Source organism: Roseovarius sp., from assembly GCF_030373445.1.
Taxonomy (GTDB): domain Bacteria; phylum Pseudomonadota; class Alphaproteobacteria; order Rhodobacterales; family Rhodobacteraceae; genus Roseovarius.
Genome location: NZ_JAUCYU010000006.1, coordinates 216,450 through 230,066 on the forward strand (window position 1 = coordinate 216,450; position 13,617 = coordinate 230,066).

The window sequence follows — 13,617 nt, forward strand, 5'->3', positions numbered from 1 at the left end:
GCATGACCGACCTGAATACCCTCACCATCGCCGAGGCGCGCGACAAGCTGCGCGCGGGCGAAGTGACGTCGAGCGAACTGACGGAGGCGTGCCTGACCGCCATCGAGGGCGCGGGCGCGCTCAATGCCTTCGTGCACAACACGCCCGAGATCGCGCGGGAGCAGGCGAAGTTCGCCGATGCGCGGCTGCAGAAGGGCGACGATGCGCCGATGTGCGGGATTCCGTTGGGGATCAAGGATCTGTTCTGCACCAAGGGCGTGCCGAGCCAGGCGGCGAGCGGGATCCTGAAAGGGTTCAAGCCGGAATACGAATCGACGGTCACGCAGAACCTGTTCGATGCGGGCGCGGTGATGCTGGGCAAGCTCAACATGGACGAGTTCGCCATGGGCTCGTCGAACGAGACATCCGTCTATGGCAACGCGGTGAACCCGTGGCGGCGCGGCAATGACGAGACGGCGCTGACGCCCGGCGGGTCTTCGGGGGGCTCGGCTTCAGCCGTCTCCGCCGACCTGTGTTTGGCCGCAACGGGCACCGATACCGGCGGGTCGATCCGCCAGCCCGCGGCCTTTACCGGCATCACCGGCATCAAGCCCACCTATGGGCGGTGCTCGCGCTGGGGGATCGTGGCGTTTGCCTCCTCGCTCGACCAGGCCGGGCCGATGACCAAGTCGGTGCGGGATGCCGCGATCATGCTGGAGGCGATGTGCGGGCATGACCCGAAGGATTCGACCTCGGCCGACCTGGCCGTGCCGGATTTCGAGGCGATGCTGACGGGCGACATCAAGGGCAAGGTCATCGGAATTCCCAAGGAATACCGGATGGACGGGATGCCCGAGGAGATCGAGAAACTCTGGGCCGACGGCACCGCGATGCTGAAGGATGCGGGCGCCGAGATCCGCGATATTTCCCTGCCGCATACGAAATACGCCCTGCCCGCCTATTACGTGATCGCGCCGGCCGAGGCGTCGTCGAACCTCGCCCGCTATGACGGGGTGCGTTATGGCCACCGGGCGAAGCTGGAACAGGGCGACGGCATCACCGAGATGTACGAGAAGACCCGCGCCGAAGGCTTCGGCCACGAGGTGCAGCGCCGGGTGATGGTGGGCACCTACGTGCTGTCGGCGGGGTTCTACGACGCCTATTACAACAAGGCCCGCAAGGTGCGGACGCTGATCAAGAAGGATTTCGAGGATGTGTTTGCCGACGGCATCGACGCGATCCTGACGCCGGCGACCCCGTCTGCCGCCTTCGGGCTGGGCGAGATGGCCGAGGCCGATCCGGTGCAGATGTATCTCAACGACGTCTTCACCGTCACCGTGAACCTCGCCGGGCTGCCCGGCATCGCCGTGCCTGCGGGGCTTGACCGGCAGGGGCTGCCGCTGGGCCTGCAACTGATCGGGCGGCCGTGGGAAGAGGGCGATCTCCTCAACACGGCCTACGCGCTCGAGCAGGCGGCGGGATATGTGGCAAAACCGGCCAAATGGTGGTAAACTGTCCAAAACGATAGATGGCAGGACATAAGCAGATGCGTTTCACAATCCTCGTTGCGGCCCTGGCGGCCGTCTCGGCCTGTTCGCCCGGCATTCCCGACAGCGCGGCGGGCGTCGGCTTCGACGATTACAGCGAGTACGAGGCCAAGCGGCAGGCGCGCGAGGTCGTGCTGACCGGCGCCAGCGCCGTCCCGCCCGCCGGGGCCATGTCGGACGAAACCAGCGGCACCGCCGGGTCCGCCAGCATCGCCTCGGCCTCCTCCGACGACACCGACAGTGCGACGCTGGCGCGGGAAACGCAGGCCGCGCTGGCCGCGACGCGCGCCGACTCCGCCCAGCAACCGTTGCGCGCCAGCCCCGGCAACCCGCCCCCGGAAACGGTCGAATCCGCCTCCGGCATCTCGACCGAGAACGATTTCAACGCCGTGGGCGATGCCCGCTCGATCGAGAGCGATGCCGCGCTGATCGCCCGCAACCGCGAACAGTACCAGGTGGTGCAGCCCACCGCCCTGCCCTCGCGCTCGGGCAATACCGGGCCGAACATCGTGGAATACGCGCTGGCCACCAAGCACCCGGTCGGCACCAAGGTCTACAACCGGATCGGCCTCAACAAGCAGAGCCGGTTCGAGCGCAACTGCGCCAAGTATTCCTCGCCCGACCGTGCGCAGATCGACTTTCTCGCCAATGGCGGCCCGAACCGCGACAAGATGGGCCTCGACCCCGATGGCGACGGATATGCCTGCGCGTGGAACCCGGCCCCCTTCCGCATCGCGGTCAACGGCTGACGTGACGCCCGACCACCCGTCGGCCACGGCCCACCCCTCGCCCAATTGCGGCGCGCGGCGGGGCGGCGCGCGGCCGGACATGATCGTGCTGCATTACACCGGCATGGAAAGCCGTGCCGCGGCGCAGGAGCGCCTCTGCGACCCGGACGCCGAGGTGTCGGCGCATTACCTTGTTTCCGAGACCGGCGCGCTCTGGCAGCTGGTGCCCGAGGCGCAGCGGGCGTGGCACGCGGGCGCGGGCCACTGGGCAGGGGTCACGGATGTCAATTCCCGCTCCATCGGGATCGAGCTGGTCAATACCGGCAACGCCCCCTTCCCCGAGCCGCAGATGGCCATGCTCGAGCAGTTGATGACGGGGATCATGGCCCGCTGGTCGATCGAGGCGCACCGGGTGATCGCCCATTCCGACATGGCCCCCGACCGCAAGTTCGACCCCGGCCCCCGGTTCGACTGGCGGCGGCTGGCGCTGTCTGGGCTGTCGGTGTGGCCGGAGCCTGCGGACGGCGGCGAATTCCTCGACGCCGCCCGCCGCTTCGGCTATCCGCCCGAGGCCACGCCGGAGGAGGTCCTTCACGCCTTCCGCCTGCGCTTCCGGCCCTGGGCCAGCGGGCCCGCCGATGAAACCGATGCCGCGCTGGCCGCGGACCTGGCCCGCCGCTTTCCCGTTGACCGGGACGCGCCGAACGCCTAACTGCCACAGATGCGCGGAGGGCCGGATGGCCGCACCACCGCAAGGTGGCGAGGAAAGTCCGGACTCCACAAGGCGACGGTGCCGGGTAACGCCCGGCCGGGGCAACCCGAGGGAAAGCGCCACAGAAAACAGACCGCCCTGCAATCCGTTCGCGGATCACACGGGGTAAGGGTGAAACGGTGGGGTAAGAGCCCACCGCGGGACGGGCAACCGGACCGGCACGGCAAGCCCCACCGGGAGCAATGCCGAATAGGGACCGCATCACGGGCCGGCCTTGGCCCCGCGGTCCGGGTTGGCAGCACGAGCCTGTTGGCGACAGCAGGCCCAGATGAATGGTCATCCCCGGGGCAACCCGGGACAGAATCCGGCTTACAGGCCCTCCGCGCATTTTCTGATCTATTCACACCAGTGAGCCGACTCGCGCGGAATCAAGGAGCGCCTTAGCGCTCCGCCGCGCGATCGCCCGCTGCCCGGCAGGCGATTGCAAGGCAATCGCCGAGAGGGGGCCGCCCCGACGGGCTGGCAATCGCGCGGCTCCATCACCCGGCAGTTTCACCCTACCCCAGCAATTCCTCCTCGAACGGAAACCGCGACAACAGCTCCACCCCGCTCTCCGTCACCAGCACCTGCTGCTCCAGCTTCACGCCCTCCTTGCCGCCGTCCTCGCCGATGTAACTCTCGACGCACAACGTCATGCCGGGCTTGATCTCGCCGTCATAGCCCGCATCGGGGAAATCGCCCCGGTGGTACAGGTAGGGATACTCCCCCGTCATCCCGCAGCCATGCGCCGAAAGGTAATAGCGGTTGGCATGGTACTTCTCCGGAATGTCCCAGGCCGCATCGGCGTAATCGCGGAACGACATGCCCGGCCGCAGGATGCCGAGATTGTGCGACACCTGCTCATGCGCCACGCGGTACAGCTCGCGCTGCTCCGCCGTGGGCTTGCCCGGCCCGGAATGGAAGGTGCGCGAGAAATCGGAGTAATAGCCGTGACAGCCCACCACGTCCGTATCGAGCGCGATCAGCTCGTTTTCCCCGATCACCTTGTCGCTCGTCTCCTGGAACCACGGGTTCGTCCGCGCCCCGGCGTTGAGAAGCCGCGTCTCGACGTAATCGCCGTTCTGGGCGATCACCGACTGGTGCAGGACCGACCACAATTCCGCCTCCGTCAGCCCCGGCCGGATCGCCTCGCGCAGCTTGGCCACGCCCCGTTCGGTTGCGCGCAGCGAGGCGTTGACGCATTTCATCTCTTCGTCGGACTTGATCGCGCGGGCCATCTCGACCGGCGCCTGCGCGTCGACCACGTGCACGCCCGCCTCGTGCAGGGCAATGGCGGCGCCCGCGTTCATCCGCTCCAGCCCCACGGTGGCGCGCTTGCCGGCAAGCTCCTCGACCAGCGCCGCCATGTCCCGCGCCCAGGCCACCTCGCGCTCGGCAATCTTCGGGCCGGCGGCGACGAAGCTTGCCGTTTTCGCGGGGCGCACCTCGTCGACCGTCTCGAACCCGTCGGCCAGGTGCAGGCAGCCGGTGAATTCGAACAGGACCGAACGGTCGGCGGTCAACAACAGGTAGCGCGACGGGCCGTTGCGCATGGAGAAGACCTGCATGTTGCGGGTGCCGGTGGCGTAGCGGATGTTCACCGGGTCGCTCAGGATCACCGCGTCGATGCCGTGGCGCCCCATCTCGCGGCGCACCTGCGCCTGCCGGTACTGGCGCACCGCCTTGAGGTCGATGCCCTCGCCCTCGGGGCTGCGGTCAAGCTGGGCGAGGCCCTGCAAATCGGCGCGCTCCGCGTGCCAGTCGAATTCTGCCATGTCGTCTCCTTGCGCGCGGCACCGCGCGTCATTTCGTTTTGAAACCTCGGGGAAGTTGGCCCTTGCTACCATGCGCCGCGCGGCCCCGCGTATCCCGGATCGACATCGCGCGGCGGGCGATGCGACATGGCCCGCGGGCCCGGACCGCGGACAGACCATTAACCGGGCCCGGCGCCGGTTCTTCCATCATCCGCCCGCCTCTCCGCCCGCTTGCGTACAGTTCTGCCCAGAATTGACTTGACGGGGCAGCCCCGCCTCAACACAGTCGATCAGGTTTTCCAACAGCCGGGAGGGTGCGCGTGACAACACAGCTTTCCGATACGGTGGCGCTTCTGGGCGACCTGATCGCCTTTCCCACCGTTTCCGAGTTCAGCAATATCGACATGATCGCCTTCCTGGCGTACCGGCTGGAAGAGGCCGGCGCCCGGGTCGATGTCTTTCATGACGATATCGGGCATAAAGCCAACCTTTTCGCGACGATAGGCCCCGAAGTTGACGGGGGCATCGTGCTGTCGGGCCATTCCGACGTCGTGCCCGCCGACCCGCAGGACTGGGTCTCCGATCCGTTCGAGATGATCGAGCACGAGGGCCGGCTCTACGGGCGCGGCACCTGTGACATGAAGGGCTTCATCGCGGCCGCGACGGCCATGGCCCCGGTCTTTGCCGAGCGGGTGAAGGACCGGCCGGTGCATTTCGCCTTCACCTATGACGAGGAGGTCGGCTGTTTCGGGGCGCAGTCCCTGGTAAAGAGCCTGAAATCCAGGGGGTTGCGGCCCGGCGTTGCGGTGATCGGAGAGCCCACCTCGATGCGGATCATCGAAGGCCACAAGGGGTGCTATGAATACACCACCCGCTTCTCGGGCCTTGCCGGCCACGGCTCGGCCCCCGACCGGGGCGTGAACGCGGTGGAATACGCGGTGCGCTACGTGAACCGCCTTCTGGAGCTGAAGGACGCCCTGCGCGCCCGCGCGCCGGCCGGCAGCCGCTTCGAGCCGCCCTGGACCACCATCAACACCGGCAGCCTGCAGGGCGGCGTGGCGCATAACGTCATCGCCGGCCATGCCGAGGTGCAGTGGGAAATGCGGCCCGTCCAGCTATCCGACGCGGATTTCGTCAAGGACGACCTGCGCGAGTATTGCCTGACCCACCTGCTGCCCGCGATGAAGGCTGTCTGCCCCGATGCCGACATCGTCACCGAGGTGATCGGCGAGGTGGAAGGCCTTGAACCGGTTGACGAAAACGAGGCCAGGGACATCGTGATGGAGCTGACCGGCGCCAACTCGGTCGACGTGGTGCCGTTCGGCACCGAGGCGGGGATTTTCCAGACGTTCGGCATGTCGTCGGTGATCTGCGGGCCAGGCTCGATCGACCAGGCCCACAAGCCCGACGAGTTCGTCTCGATCGACCAGCTGCAGCAATGCCTCGACATGCTGGACCGGCTGGGCGGGAAGCTGGCGGCCTGAGATCCCGCGCGCCGGGCCTGACCCGGGGCCTCGCTTCTTGCCGCTGAGGTCCCGGGTCAGGCCCGGGACGGGTGTTGAACAGCGACGTGTAAGCCTCTGACCTGAAACCCTAACCTTCCCGCCGGAATGTCAGGTAATGCGGCACGCGCCTCTCGCGCAGGGCCTTCTGCTCGTAGCGTGTCGACAGCCAGTCATCCCACGGCTCGCGCCAGTCCGCCGGCCCCTCGGCCAGCCATTCGAACCCGTGTTTCGGTACCTGTTGCAGGGTCTGGCGGACGTAATCGGGAATGTCCGTCGCCACCCGGAAGATCGCCCCCGGTTTCAGCACCTGCGCCAGCGGCTCCAGGTGCTCGGGCGTCACGAAGCGGCGGCGGTGGTGGCGCTTCTTGGGCCACGGATCGGGATAGAGGAGAAAGGCGCGATCCACTGATTTCTCTGGCAAAACATCGAACAGGTCGCGCACGTCGCCGGGGTGGATGCGGATGTTCTCGCACCCCTCCTCGCGGATCTTGCCCAGCAGCATGGCCACTCCGTTAATATACGGCTCGCAGCCGATGAAGCCCATTTCGGGGTTCCGCGCGGCCTGGTGCACCATGTGCTCCCCGCCGCCGAAGCCGATTTCCAGCCAGACGGGCCGGTCGCCAAAAAGCGCTTTCAGGTCAAGCGCTTCCCGCTCGGGGTTCACGTCCCAGTCGACCTTGCCGGGAGATAGCGTGGCAAGATCCTCGTCGATATAGACCTTCTGCGACTTGCGCAGCGACTTGCCTTTCAGCCGCCCGTAGAAATTGCGCCACGGTGCGCCGGAGGGATGGGATTTATCGTTCATGGGACACCCGTTTCCGGTCAGATATGAGCGAGACAAGCTTGTACATTTCACACACGGGAAGGCGCTCAATTTGCAAATCGACACGACATCCTTTAAGTTTCCCGGCTTTACCCATGCTTCCTCCACAGAAAAGGGCGGCGCCCGGCGCCGCCCCTTCGATCCTGTTCCGAAACGTCAGACGGCTTTCTTCAGCGCCTCGACAAGGTCGGTCCGTTCCCAGCTGAATCCGCCATCGGCCTCCGGCTCGCGCCCGAAATGGCCGTAGGCCGCGGTGCGCTGGTAGATCGGCTTGTTCAGCTCAAGCTGTTCGCGAATGCCGCGCGGCGTCAGGCTCATCGAGGCGCGGATTGCCTTCTCGATCTCCTCCTCCGGGATCTCGCCCGTGCCGTGGGTCTCGGCATAGATCGACAGCGGCTCGGCCACCCCGATGGCATAGGACAGCTGGATCGTGCAGCGCTCGGCCATGCCGGCGGCGACGACGTTCTTGGCCAGGTAGCGCGCGGCATAGGCGGCCGAGCGGTCGACCTTCGTCGGGTCCTTGCCCGAGAACGCCCCGCCCCCGTGCGGCGCAGCGCCGCCATAGGTGTCGACGATGATCTTGCGCCCGGTCAGGCCCGCGTCGCCATCCGGCCCGCCGATCACGAACTTGCCCGTGGGATTCACGTGCCAGACCGTCTCGTCCGACAGCCAGTCCTGCGGCAGAACCTCGCGGATATAGGGCTCGACGATCTCGCGGATGTTGTCGCTGGTCAGGTCCTCGTCGAGGTGCTGTGTCGACAGCACAACCTGGGTCACGCCCACCGGCTTGCCACCCTCGTAGCGCACCGAAAGCTGCGACTTGGCATCCGGTCCCAGCGCCGGTTCCTTGCCCGATTTCCGCACCTCGGCCAGCCGCCGCAGGATCGCGTGCGAGAACTGGATCGGCGCCGGCATCAGCGCGTCGGTCTCGTTCGTGGCAAAGCCGAACATGATCCCCTGGTCGCCCGCGCCTTCGTCGCGGTTGCCCTCGCCGGTGACGCCCTGGGCGATATGCGCCGACTGTTCGTGCAACAGGTTCAGCACGTTGCAGGTCTGCCAGTGGAACTTGTCCTGCTCGTAGCCGATATCGCGGATGCAATCGCGGGCGATATCCTCGATCCGGCCCATGTAGTCGCGCAGCTTGTCCTGGTCCGTCAGGCCCACCTCGCCGCCGATGACGACCTGGTTGGTGGTGGCGAAGGTCTCGCAGGCCACGCGGGCCAGCGCATCCTCGGCCAGGAAGGCATCGAGCACGGCATCGGAAATGCGGTCGCACACCTTGTCGGGGTGCCCCTCCGAAACGGATTCGGAGGTGAAGGTATAGTTCTGACGGGACATGAAAAACGCTCCATTAAGATTTTCCCGTCACGTCAGGAAGCCGTTGTGACGGGTCAAGACTGCTTAGGCTGGCCCCGCCGGGGCGTCAACGCCTAAACGCCGGCGCCCCGGCGCCTGTGATAAAGAAAGGAAAGAAGGAGCAGAAAGAAGGCAAAGCCCACGATCGGCGCATCGCCCGTCCGGGCATAGGCCGTGGGCGGCAGTGCGGGCGGCAGGGCGGTGTCGATCAGCCCGGCCTCGCCCAGCGGCAGGTGCGCGGTCACCTGCCCGTTGGCGTCGATCATCGCCGAGACGCCGGTATTGGCCACCCGGATCATCGGCAGCCCCTGTTCGGCACTGCGCAGGCGGGCCTGGGCCAGGTGCTGGTAGGGCCCGAGGATGTTGCCGAACCAGGCGTCGTTGGTGATCAGCAAAAGCAGGTCGGGCCGCTGGTCATAGGCACCCACGTCCTGCGGGAAAACCCCTTCGTAGCAGATGAGCGGCAGGGCGAGGCCCAGCCTGCCCAGCTCGATCACCTGCGGGCCGGGGCCGGCGGAATAGCCGTTCCCCTCGTTCGAGGCGAGGCCGTAAATGCCGAAATTCGCTAGGAAATCCCCCAGCGGCATGTATTCCCCGAAGGGCACGAGATGGTGCTTGTCGTAAAGCGCCGTCACCTCGCCGCCCCGGTCGAGCCGGATGAGCGAGTTGAAATAGCGCCGCCCCTCGAAGCGTTGCAGGCCGAGGACGACCGGCGTCTCGCCCGCCGCCTCGGAGATCGCGTCGAGCGCCGGGCCGGCCCGCTCGAGCACCCAGGGGATCGCCGTTTCTGGCCAGACGATCAGGTCGGGCGCCTTCTCCTGCGGGGCGGCCGCCGTGTAATCGAGCTGCCGGCGGAAGAAGCCCACGGCCTTCTCCGGGTCCCATTTCTCGTCCTGCGGGGCGTTGGGCTGGACAAGGCGGATGGTGGCGGCGTCGGCCTCGGCCCCGGCATCGGGCAGAAGCGGGATCGCCGCGGCCCACAGCAGAAGCGGCAGCGCGGTCAGCGGCACGCCCGCCCGCCAGCGCCCGGCCATCAGCATCCAGAGCCCGCTTGCGCCCGCCAGGACCAGCGCGGTCAGGCCGAGCGAGCCGCTCCACGAGGCCCAGTAGAGCAGCCCGGTGTCGATCAGCCCGTGGCCGATCTGCGCCCAGGGAAAACCGGTCAGCAGGTAGGTGCGGGCGGCCTCGATCAGCATGAAGCTGGCGATGAAGGGCGCCGCGCGCCCGCCCAGCGCCCGGGTCACCGCCAGCGCGCCGGCCCAGAAGCTGCCCAGCCCGATGGCGAGGAAGACAAGCGCGAAAGGCGCCATCCAGCCATGGCGCGGGGCGTCGATGAAGAAGGGCTCGACGATCCAGAACAGCGCCAGCATGTAATACCCGGTGCCCGCGGCCCAGCCCAGCAGGCCGGCCCGGCGCCAGCCCGGCGCTGCCCGGCCCAGCCCGTAGACCAGCGCGAGGGAGAGAAACGTGGCAGGCCAGATGTTGAGCGGCGCCTGCCCCAGCGCGCCCAGCGCGCCGGCCAGCACCGCCAGGGCCACCTGCGCGCGTGCGCCCAGCGCCCGAACGGTTTCCGGGGCGCGCATCCGCCCTAGGCGTCCGTATGTCCGGGCAGTCGCACGCGCAGCCGCTTGATGCGGCGCGGGTCGGCCTCGACCACCTCGAAGACCGTGCCGTCGGGGTGCTCGACCATCTCGCCACGCACCGGCACCCGGCCAAGCAGCATGAAGACCAGCCCGCCCAGCGTGTCGATCTCTTCCTCGTCCACCTCCTCGGCCTCGGTCAGCGACTGGCCGATCTCCTCCTCGAACTCGTCGAGCGGGGTCTTGGCCTGCGCGAGGTAGGTGCCCGGTTTCTCCTGCATCCAGTAGGTGTCGTCGCCGGTGTCGTGCTCGTCCTCGATCTCGCCCACGACCTGTTCGATCAGGTCCTCGATCGTGACCAGCCCGTCGACCCCGCCGTATTCGTCGATCACCAGCGCCATGTGGCGCCGCTCGTTCTGCATGTTCTGCAGCAGCACGCCGATCGGCATCGACGGCGGCACGTAAAGCAGCGGCCGCACCAGCGGCTTGAGCGAAAACCTGCCGCCCTTGCCGTTGAACCCGTAGCTCAGCGCGAAATCCTTCAGGTGCGCCATGCCCACGGGCGAATCGAGCGTGCCGTCATAGACCGGCAGCCGGGTCTTGCCGCTGTCGCGGAAGACGCTCACAAGCTCGTCCTTGGTGATGTCGATGGGCACCGCCACGATATCGGCCTTGGGCACCGACACGTCCTCGACCGTCAGGGTCCGCAGGTTGCCGAGGCCCGGCGCGGCCGAGCGCGGGGCGCTTGCCCCCTCGTCCTCGCCATTCTCCTCGCCTGTGCTGAACGCATCGAATATGCGGCGGAAAAATCCGCCCTGCTCTTCCTCGCTCTCGTGGCTGTCCACCTGCGCGCAACGCGCCGCGTTAGAAGATCCGTCTGTGCTGTCGCCCATCGTCATTTGGTCCAAAAAAAGGTGGGGCGTGCATACACGCGCCCCGCAGATGTTTCAATATGGGTCAGGCAGACCCAGCTTGCCAAGTATCGCCACCTCGGTTGCTTCCATCAAAGTGGCATCTTGGTCACGCAGATGATCATAGCCCAGAAGATGTAACAGCGCGTGAACGATCAGGTGGGTGACGTGGTCGGCCATCGGCTTGCCCGCCGCCGCGGCCTCGCGTGCGCAGGTGTCATAGGCGATGGCGATGTCGCCCAGCTCGGGGTCGGGGCCCGGTTCGGGCAGGTCGGGCACGGCGCCGGGGTCGTCCGGGGCCCGCTCCTTCGACGGCCAGGAGAGCACGTTGGTGGGCGTGGGCTTGGCGCGGAAATCCTCGTTCAGCACGGCAATCCGGGCATCGTCGCAGGCGAGAAGGGAGACCTCCCACTCGTCGGGCACAATCCCGAGGTGCAGGAGCGTCGCCTCCGCCGCACGCTTGGCCAGAGGGCCGAGCCCTGCCGCTTCCCAGCGGTCGTCCTCGTAGAGAATGTCGATCTGCATCGCTTACCGCGGGCGCCCGGAAAATTCGAATTTTCCGGCCCGTTTTCTTCGAAGAAAACGGCGCCCCGCCTCACACGTCCTTCTCATAGGCCTCGATGATCTTCGCCACCAGCGGGTGGCGCACCACGTCCTTCGAGGTGAAGTAGTTGAAAGAGATGTTGGGGATATCCCGCAACAGCCGCTCGGCATCGTGCAGCCCGCTGGTCACGCCGCGCGGCAGGTCGACCTGACTGCGGTCGCCGGTGATCACCATGCGGCTGCCCTCGCCCAGGCGGGTCAGGAACATCTTCATCTGCATCGAGGTGGCGTTCTGCGCCTCGTCCAGCACCACGAAGGCATTGGCCAGCGTCCGGCCCCGCATGAAGGCGAGCGGCGCGATCTCGATCCGCTTCTCCTCGATCAGCTTGCCGGCCTGTTTCGCCGGGAAGAAATCGTTCAGCGCGTCGTAGAGCGGCTGCATGTAGGGGTCGACCTTCTCCTTCATGTCGCCGGGCAGGTAGCCCAGCTTCTCGCCCGCCTCGACCGCCGGGCGCGCAAGGATGATCCGGTCGACATGGCCCTCGATGAACATCGAAACGCCCACCGCCACGGCAAGATAGGTCTTGCCGGTGCCCGCCGGGCCGATGCCGAAGGCCATCTCGTTGTTGAAGAGCGACAGCACGTAAGCCTTCTGCGCGTCCGTCCGCGGCTCGACCAGCTTCTTGCGGGTCTTGATCTCGACCGGGCCGCCCTTGAACATCTCGAGCTGGTCGCCGTCGCGGCTTTCGGTCTGCCGCTCGGCCCCGCCGCCGCCCATGCGCAGCTCGCGGTCGATATCGGCCGCTTCCACCGGGCGCCCCGCCTCGAGCCGGGCGTAAAGCGCGGTCAGCACGCCGACGCCTTCCTTGACCAGCGGCTCCTCTCCCACCACCGAGAGCTGATTCCCCCGCCGCATGATCTGCACGCCCAACTGGCGCTCGATCTCGGCCAGGTTGCGGTCATGCTCGCCGCACAGGTCTATGAGGAGGAAATTATCGGGAAATTCAACGGTCTCTTCATGCAGGGCGGAAGAGTCGTCCATCGGGGGCAGCGCGGTTGTAGCCAAACAGATCTCCTGAACCAGCGTGTGGTATATATGGTGCCAAGATGCCGGCGCAACTGCAAGATAAAGGGATCGATTGTCACGTTCGTGGCACAAAAAAAGCCGCAGGCGCCCTGCCTGCGGCTTTTCGATGCGTATGCGGCCCCGATCAGATCGGGTCGGCCACGGGCGAGCCCCGCTTGAAGGCGCCGGTCGCCACGTTCGGCGGCGCGGTGCCCGAGCAGACGGGCTTGCCGTACTGGTCGAGACGCTGCGAGAGATAGCCCTCGATCCCGTCGTCGATGATCCAGTGGTCACACCCGTTCGGGTCGACCCAGATGCCGGCCTGGAGCTGGCTCAGGTGCTTGCTGTCGAAGCCACGGTCGACGGTCTTGTTCTGCTTGGAGCCGACACAGCCGGTCACCAGCACGGCGGCACCAAGAACGGCGCAGATGTTCACGATCTTCATGGTATCCCCCTAGCGGATGCAGATGATTTCGACGCGGCGGTTCTGCTGCATGCCGGCGGCCGTCGAGTTCGGCGCTTTCGGCATACGCTCGCCATACCCGCGCACATCCGCGATCCGCGCGCCGGTCGAGGCCGCAACCGAGGCGACCGAGTTGGCACGGCGCAGGGACAGGTCGAGGTTGTACTCGTCCGAGGCCCGGCTGTCGGTGTGCCCGACGATGATGTAGGAAATCGCCTGGGTCTGCTGGAAGAAGCTGGCCAGCCGCTGGCGCCCGGCGGCATTGATATGCGCGCTGTCGGTCGCGAAAAGCTGGTCCGAGTTCATCACGCCGCAGACATTGCCGCGGCGGCAGACGGGGATGCCCTGGCGCGTCACGTGGGGGGACATGTACCCCTCCCAGCCATCGTCCATCACCCAATGTTCACAGCCATCGGGATCGACCCAGATCGTAGGAACGTACCGTTCGCCGACAACCACGCGCTGGCCGCTCTGGGCCTCGGCAAAACTTGCCGTCACTGAAATACCAATGACGGCGGCAGCAAGCCCGCCGAGGATGCCGCGAACTGTTTTCGAAAGATATTCGGTCACAGCCACTGTCCTTATGTTAACCCCCCAGATCGCACGAAGAA

At 66.8% G+C, this 13,617-nt stretch carries 13 protein-coding genes, 1 other RNA gene and 1 riboswitch; of the genes, 5 read left to right on the top strand and 9 right to left on the bottom strand.

Features of this window, described 5'->3' with window-relative positions; translation table 11 throughout:
• Positions 1–2: 2 nt before the first annotated feature.
• From gatA to rnpB, 4 genes are all read left to right on the top strand, one after another.
• Entirely contained in the window at positions 3–1,490 is a 1,488-nt protein-coding gene (gene gatA, locus QUV18_RS12960; protein WP_300894354.1) for an Asp-tRNA(Asn)/Glu-tRNA(Gln) amidotransferase subunit GatA, read from the top strand.
• 35 nt (positions 1,491–1,525) lie between these two features.
• The gene (locus QUV18_RS12965) at positions 1,526–2,275 is read left to right on the top strand and encodes a hypothetical protein (RefSeq protein WP_300894355.1); all 750 of its coding nucleotides are present in this window, start codon (positions 1,526–1,528) and stop codon (positions 2,273–2,275) included.
• 79 nt (positions 2,276–2,354) lie between these two features.
• Entirely contained in the window at positions 2,355–2,966 is a 612-nt protein-coding gene (locus QUV18_RS12970; RefSeq protein WP_300894441.1) for an N-acetylmuramoyl-L-alanine amidase, read from the top strand.
• A gap of 13 nt (positions 2,967–2,979) precedes the next feature.
• Positions 2,980–3,354: RNase P RNA component class A (gene rnpB, locus QUV18_RS12975), an RNA gene on the top strand.
• A 169-nt stretch (positions 3,355–3,523) separates the two neighbouring features.
• Here the strand turns inward: rnpB and QUV18_RS12980 are convergent.
• The gene (locus QUV18_RS12980; protein ID WP_300894356.1) at positions 3,524–4,780 is read right to left on the bottom strand and encodes a Xaa-Pro peptidase family protein; all 1,257 of its coding nucleotides are present in this window, start codon (positions 4,778–4,780) and stop codon (positions 3,524–3,526) included.
• Between the two features lie 299 nt (positions 4,781–5,079).
• Here QUV18_RS12980 and argE point away from each other — a divergent pair, with 299 nt between their 5' ends.
• Positions 5,080–6,243: an acetylornithine deacetylase gene (gene argE, locus QUV18_RS12985; RefSeq protein ID WP_300894357.1), complete on the top strand. Its 1,164-nt coding sequence runs from the start codon at positions 5,080–5,082 to the stop codon at positions 6,241–6,243.
• Between the two features lie 109 nt (positions 6,244–6,352).
• Here the strand turns inward: argE and trmB are convergent, their stop codons facing one another.
• The 8 genes from trmB to QUV18_RS13025 all read right to left on the bottom strand — a co-directional run bounded on the left by trmB (position 6,353) and on the right by QUV18_RS13025 (position 13,576).
• Positions 6,353–7,069 (bottom strand): tRNA (guanosine(46)-N7)-methyltransferase TrmB, encoded by a 717-nt coding sequence (trmB, locus tag QUV18_RS12990; RefSeq protein ID WP_300894358.1) that lies wholly within the window; start codon positions 7,067–7,069, stop codon positions 6,353–6,355.
• Positions 7,070–7,243: 174 nt separating this feature from the next.
• The gene (gene metK / locus QUV18_RS12995; RefSeq protein ID WP_300894359.1) at positions 7,244–8,425 is read right to left on the bottom strand and encodes a methionine adenosyltransferase; all 1,182 of its coding nucleotides are present in this window, start codon (positions 8,423–8,425) and stop codon (positions 7,244–7,246) included.
• 6 nt (positions 8,426–8,431) lie between these two features.
• Positions 8,432–8,480: riboswitch (SAM-SAH riboswitch) on the bottom strand.
• 37 nt (positions 8,481–8,517) lie between these two features.
• Positions 8,518–10,026, bottom strand: coding sequence for an apolipoprotein N-acyltransferase (gene lnt, locus QUV18_RS13000; protein ID WP_300894360.1), 1,509 nt, complete (start codon positions 10,024–10,026; stop codon positions 8,518–8,520).
• A gap of 5 nt (positions 10,027–10,031) precedes the next feature.
• Positions 10,032–10,916 carry a hemolysin family protein gene (locus QUV18_RS13005; protein ID WP_300894361.1) on the bottom strand — a complete coding sequence of 295 codons (885 nt, stop codon included), beginning with the start codon at positions 10,914–10,916 and terminating at the stop codon, positions 10,032–10,034.
• Positions 10,917–10,970: 54 nt separating this feature from the next.
• Positions 10,971–11,459: an rRNA maturation RNase YbeY gene (ybeY, locus tag QUV18_RS13010; RefSeq protein ID WP_300894362.1), complete on the bottom strand. Its 489-nt coding sequence runs from the start codon at positions 11,457–11,459 to the stop codon at positions 10,971–10,973.
• 70 nt (positions 11,460–11,529) lie between these two features.
• Complete coding sequence (locus QUV18_RS13015; RefSeq protein ID WP_300894363.1) at positions 11,530–12,519, bottom strand: PhoH family protein; 990 nt, start codon at positions 12,517–12,519, stop codon at positions 11,530–11,532.
• A 169-nt stretch (positions 12,520–12,688) separates the two neighbouring features.
• Entirely contained in the window at positions 12,689–12,988 is a 300-nt protein-coding gene (locus tag QUV18_RS13020) for a hypothetical protein (RefSeq protein ID WP_300894364.1), read from the bottom strand.
• A gap of 9 nt (positions 12,989–12,997) precedes the next feature.
• A complete protein-coding gene (locus tag QUV18_RS13025; protein WP_300894365.1) occupies positions 12,998–13,576 on the bottom strand; it encodes an OmpA family protein in 579 nt (192 codons plus the stop codon).
• Positions 13,577–13,617 lie beyond the last annotated feature (41 nt).

Excerpts from the sequence above, each read along its gene's own strand:
- QUV18_RS12970 (WP_300894441.1), top strand. The coding sequence starts at position 2,355 with ATGATCGTGCTGCATTACACCGGCATGGAAAGCCGTGCCGCGGCGCAG.
- QUV18_RS13005 (WP_300894361.1), bottom strand. The coding sequence starts at position 10,916 with ATGGGCGACAGCACAGACGGATCTTCTAACGCGGCGCGTTGCGCGCAG.
- ybeY (WP_300894362.1), bottom strand. The coding sequence starts at position 11,459 with ATGCAGATCGACATTCTCTACGAGGACGACCGCTGGGAAGCGGCAGGG.
- gatA (WP_300894354.1), top strand. The coding sequence starts at position 3 with ATGACCGACCTGAATACCCTCACCATCGCCGAGGCGCGCGACAAGCTG.
- QUV18_RS13015 (WP_300894363.1), bottom strand. The coding sequence starts at position 12,519 with ATGGACGACTCTTCCGCCCTGCATGAAGAGACCGTTGAATTTCCCGAT.
- metK (WP_300894359.1), bottom strand. The coding sequence starts at position 8,425 with ATGTCCCGTCAGAACTATACCTTCACCTCCGAATCCGTTTCGGAGGGG.
- QUV18_RS13020 (WP_300894364.1), bottom strand. The coding sequence starts at position 12,988 with ATGAAGATCGTGAACATCTGCGCCGTTCTTGGTGCCGCCGTGCTGGTG.
- QUV18_RS12965 (WP_300894355.1), top strand. The coding sequence starts at position 1,526 with ATGCGTTTCACAATCCTCGTTGCGGCCCTGGCGGCCGTCTCGGCCTGT.
- QUV18_RS12980 (WP_300894356.1), bottom strand. The coding sequence starts at position 4,780 with ATGGCAGAATTCGACTGGCACGCGGAGCGCGCCGATTTGCAGGGCCTC.
- lnt (WP_300894360.1), bottom strand. The coding sequence starts at position 10,026 with ATGCGCGCCCCGGAAACCGTTCGGGCGCTGGGCGCACGCGCGCAGGTG.
- trmB (WP_300894358.1), bottom strand. The coding sequence starts at position 7,069 with ATGAACGATAAATCCCATCCCTCCGGCGCACCGTGGCGCAATTTCTAC.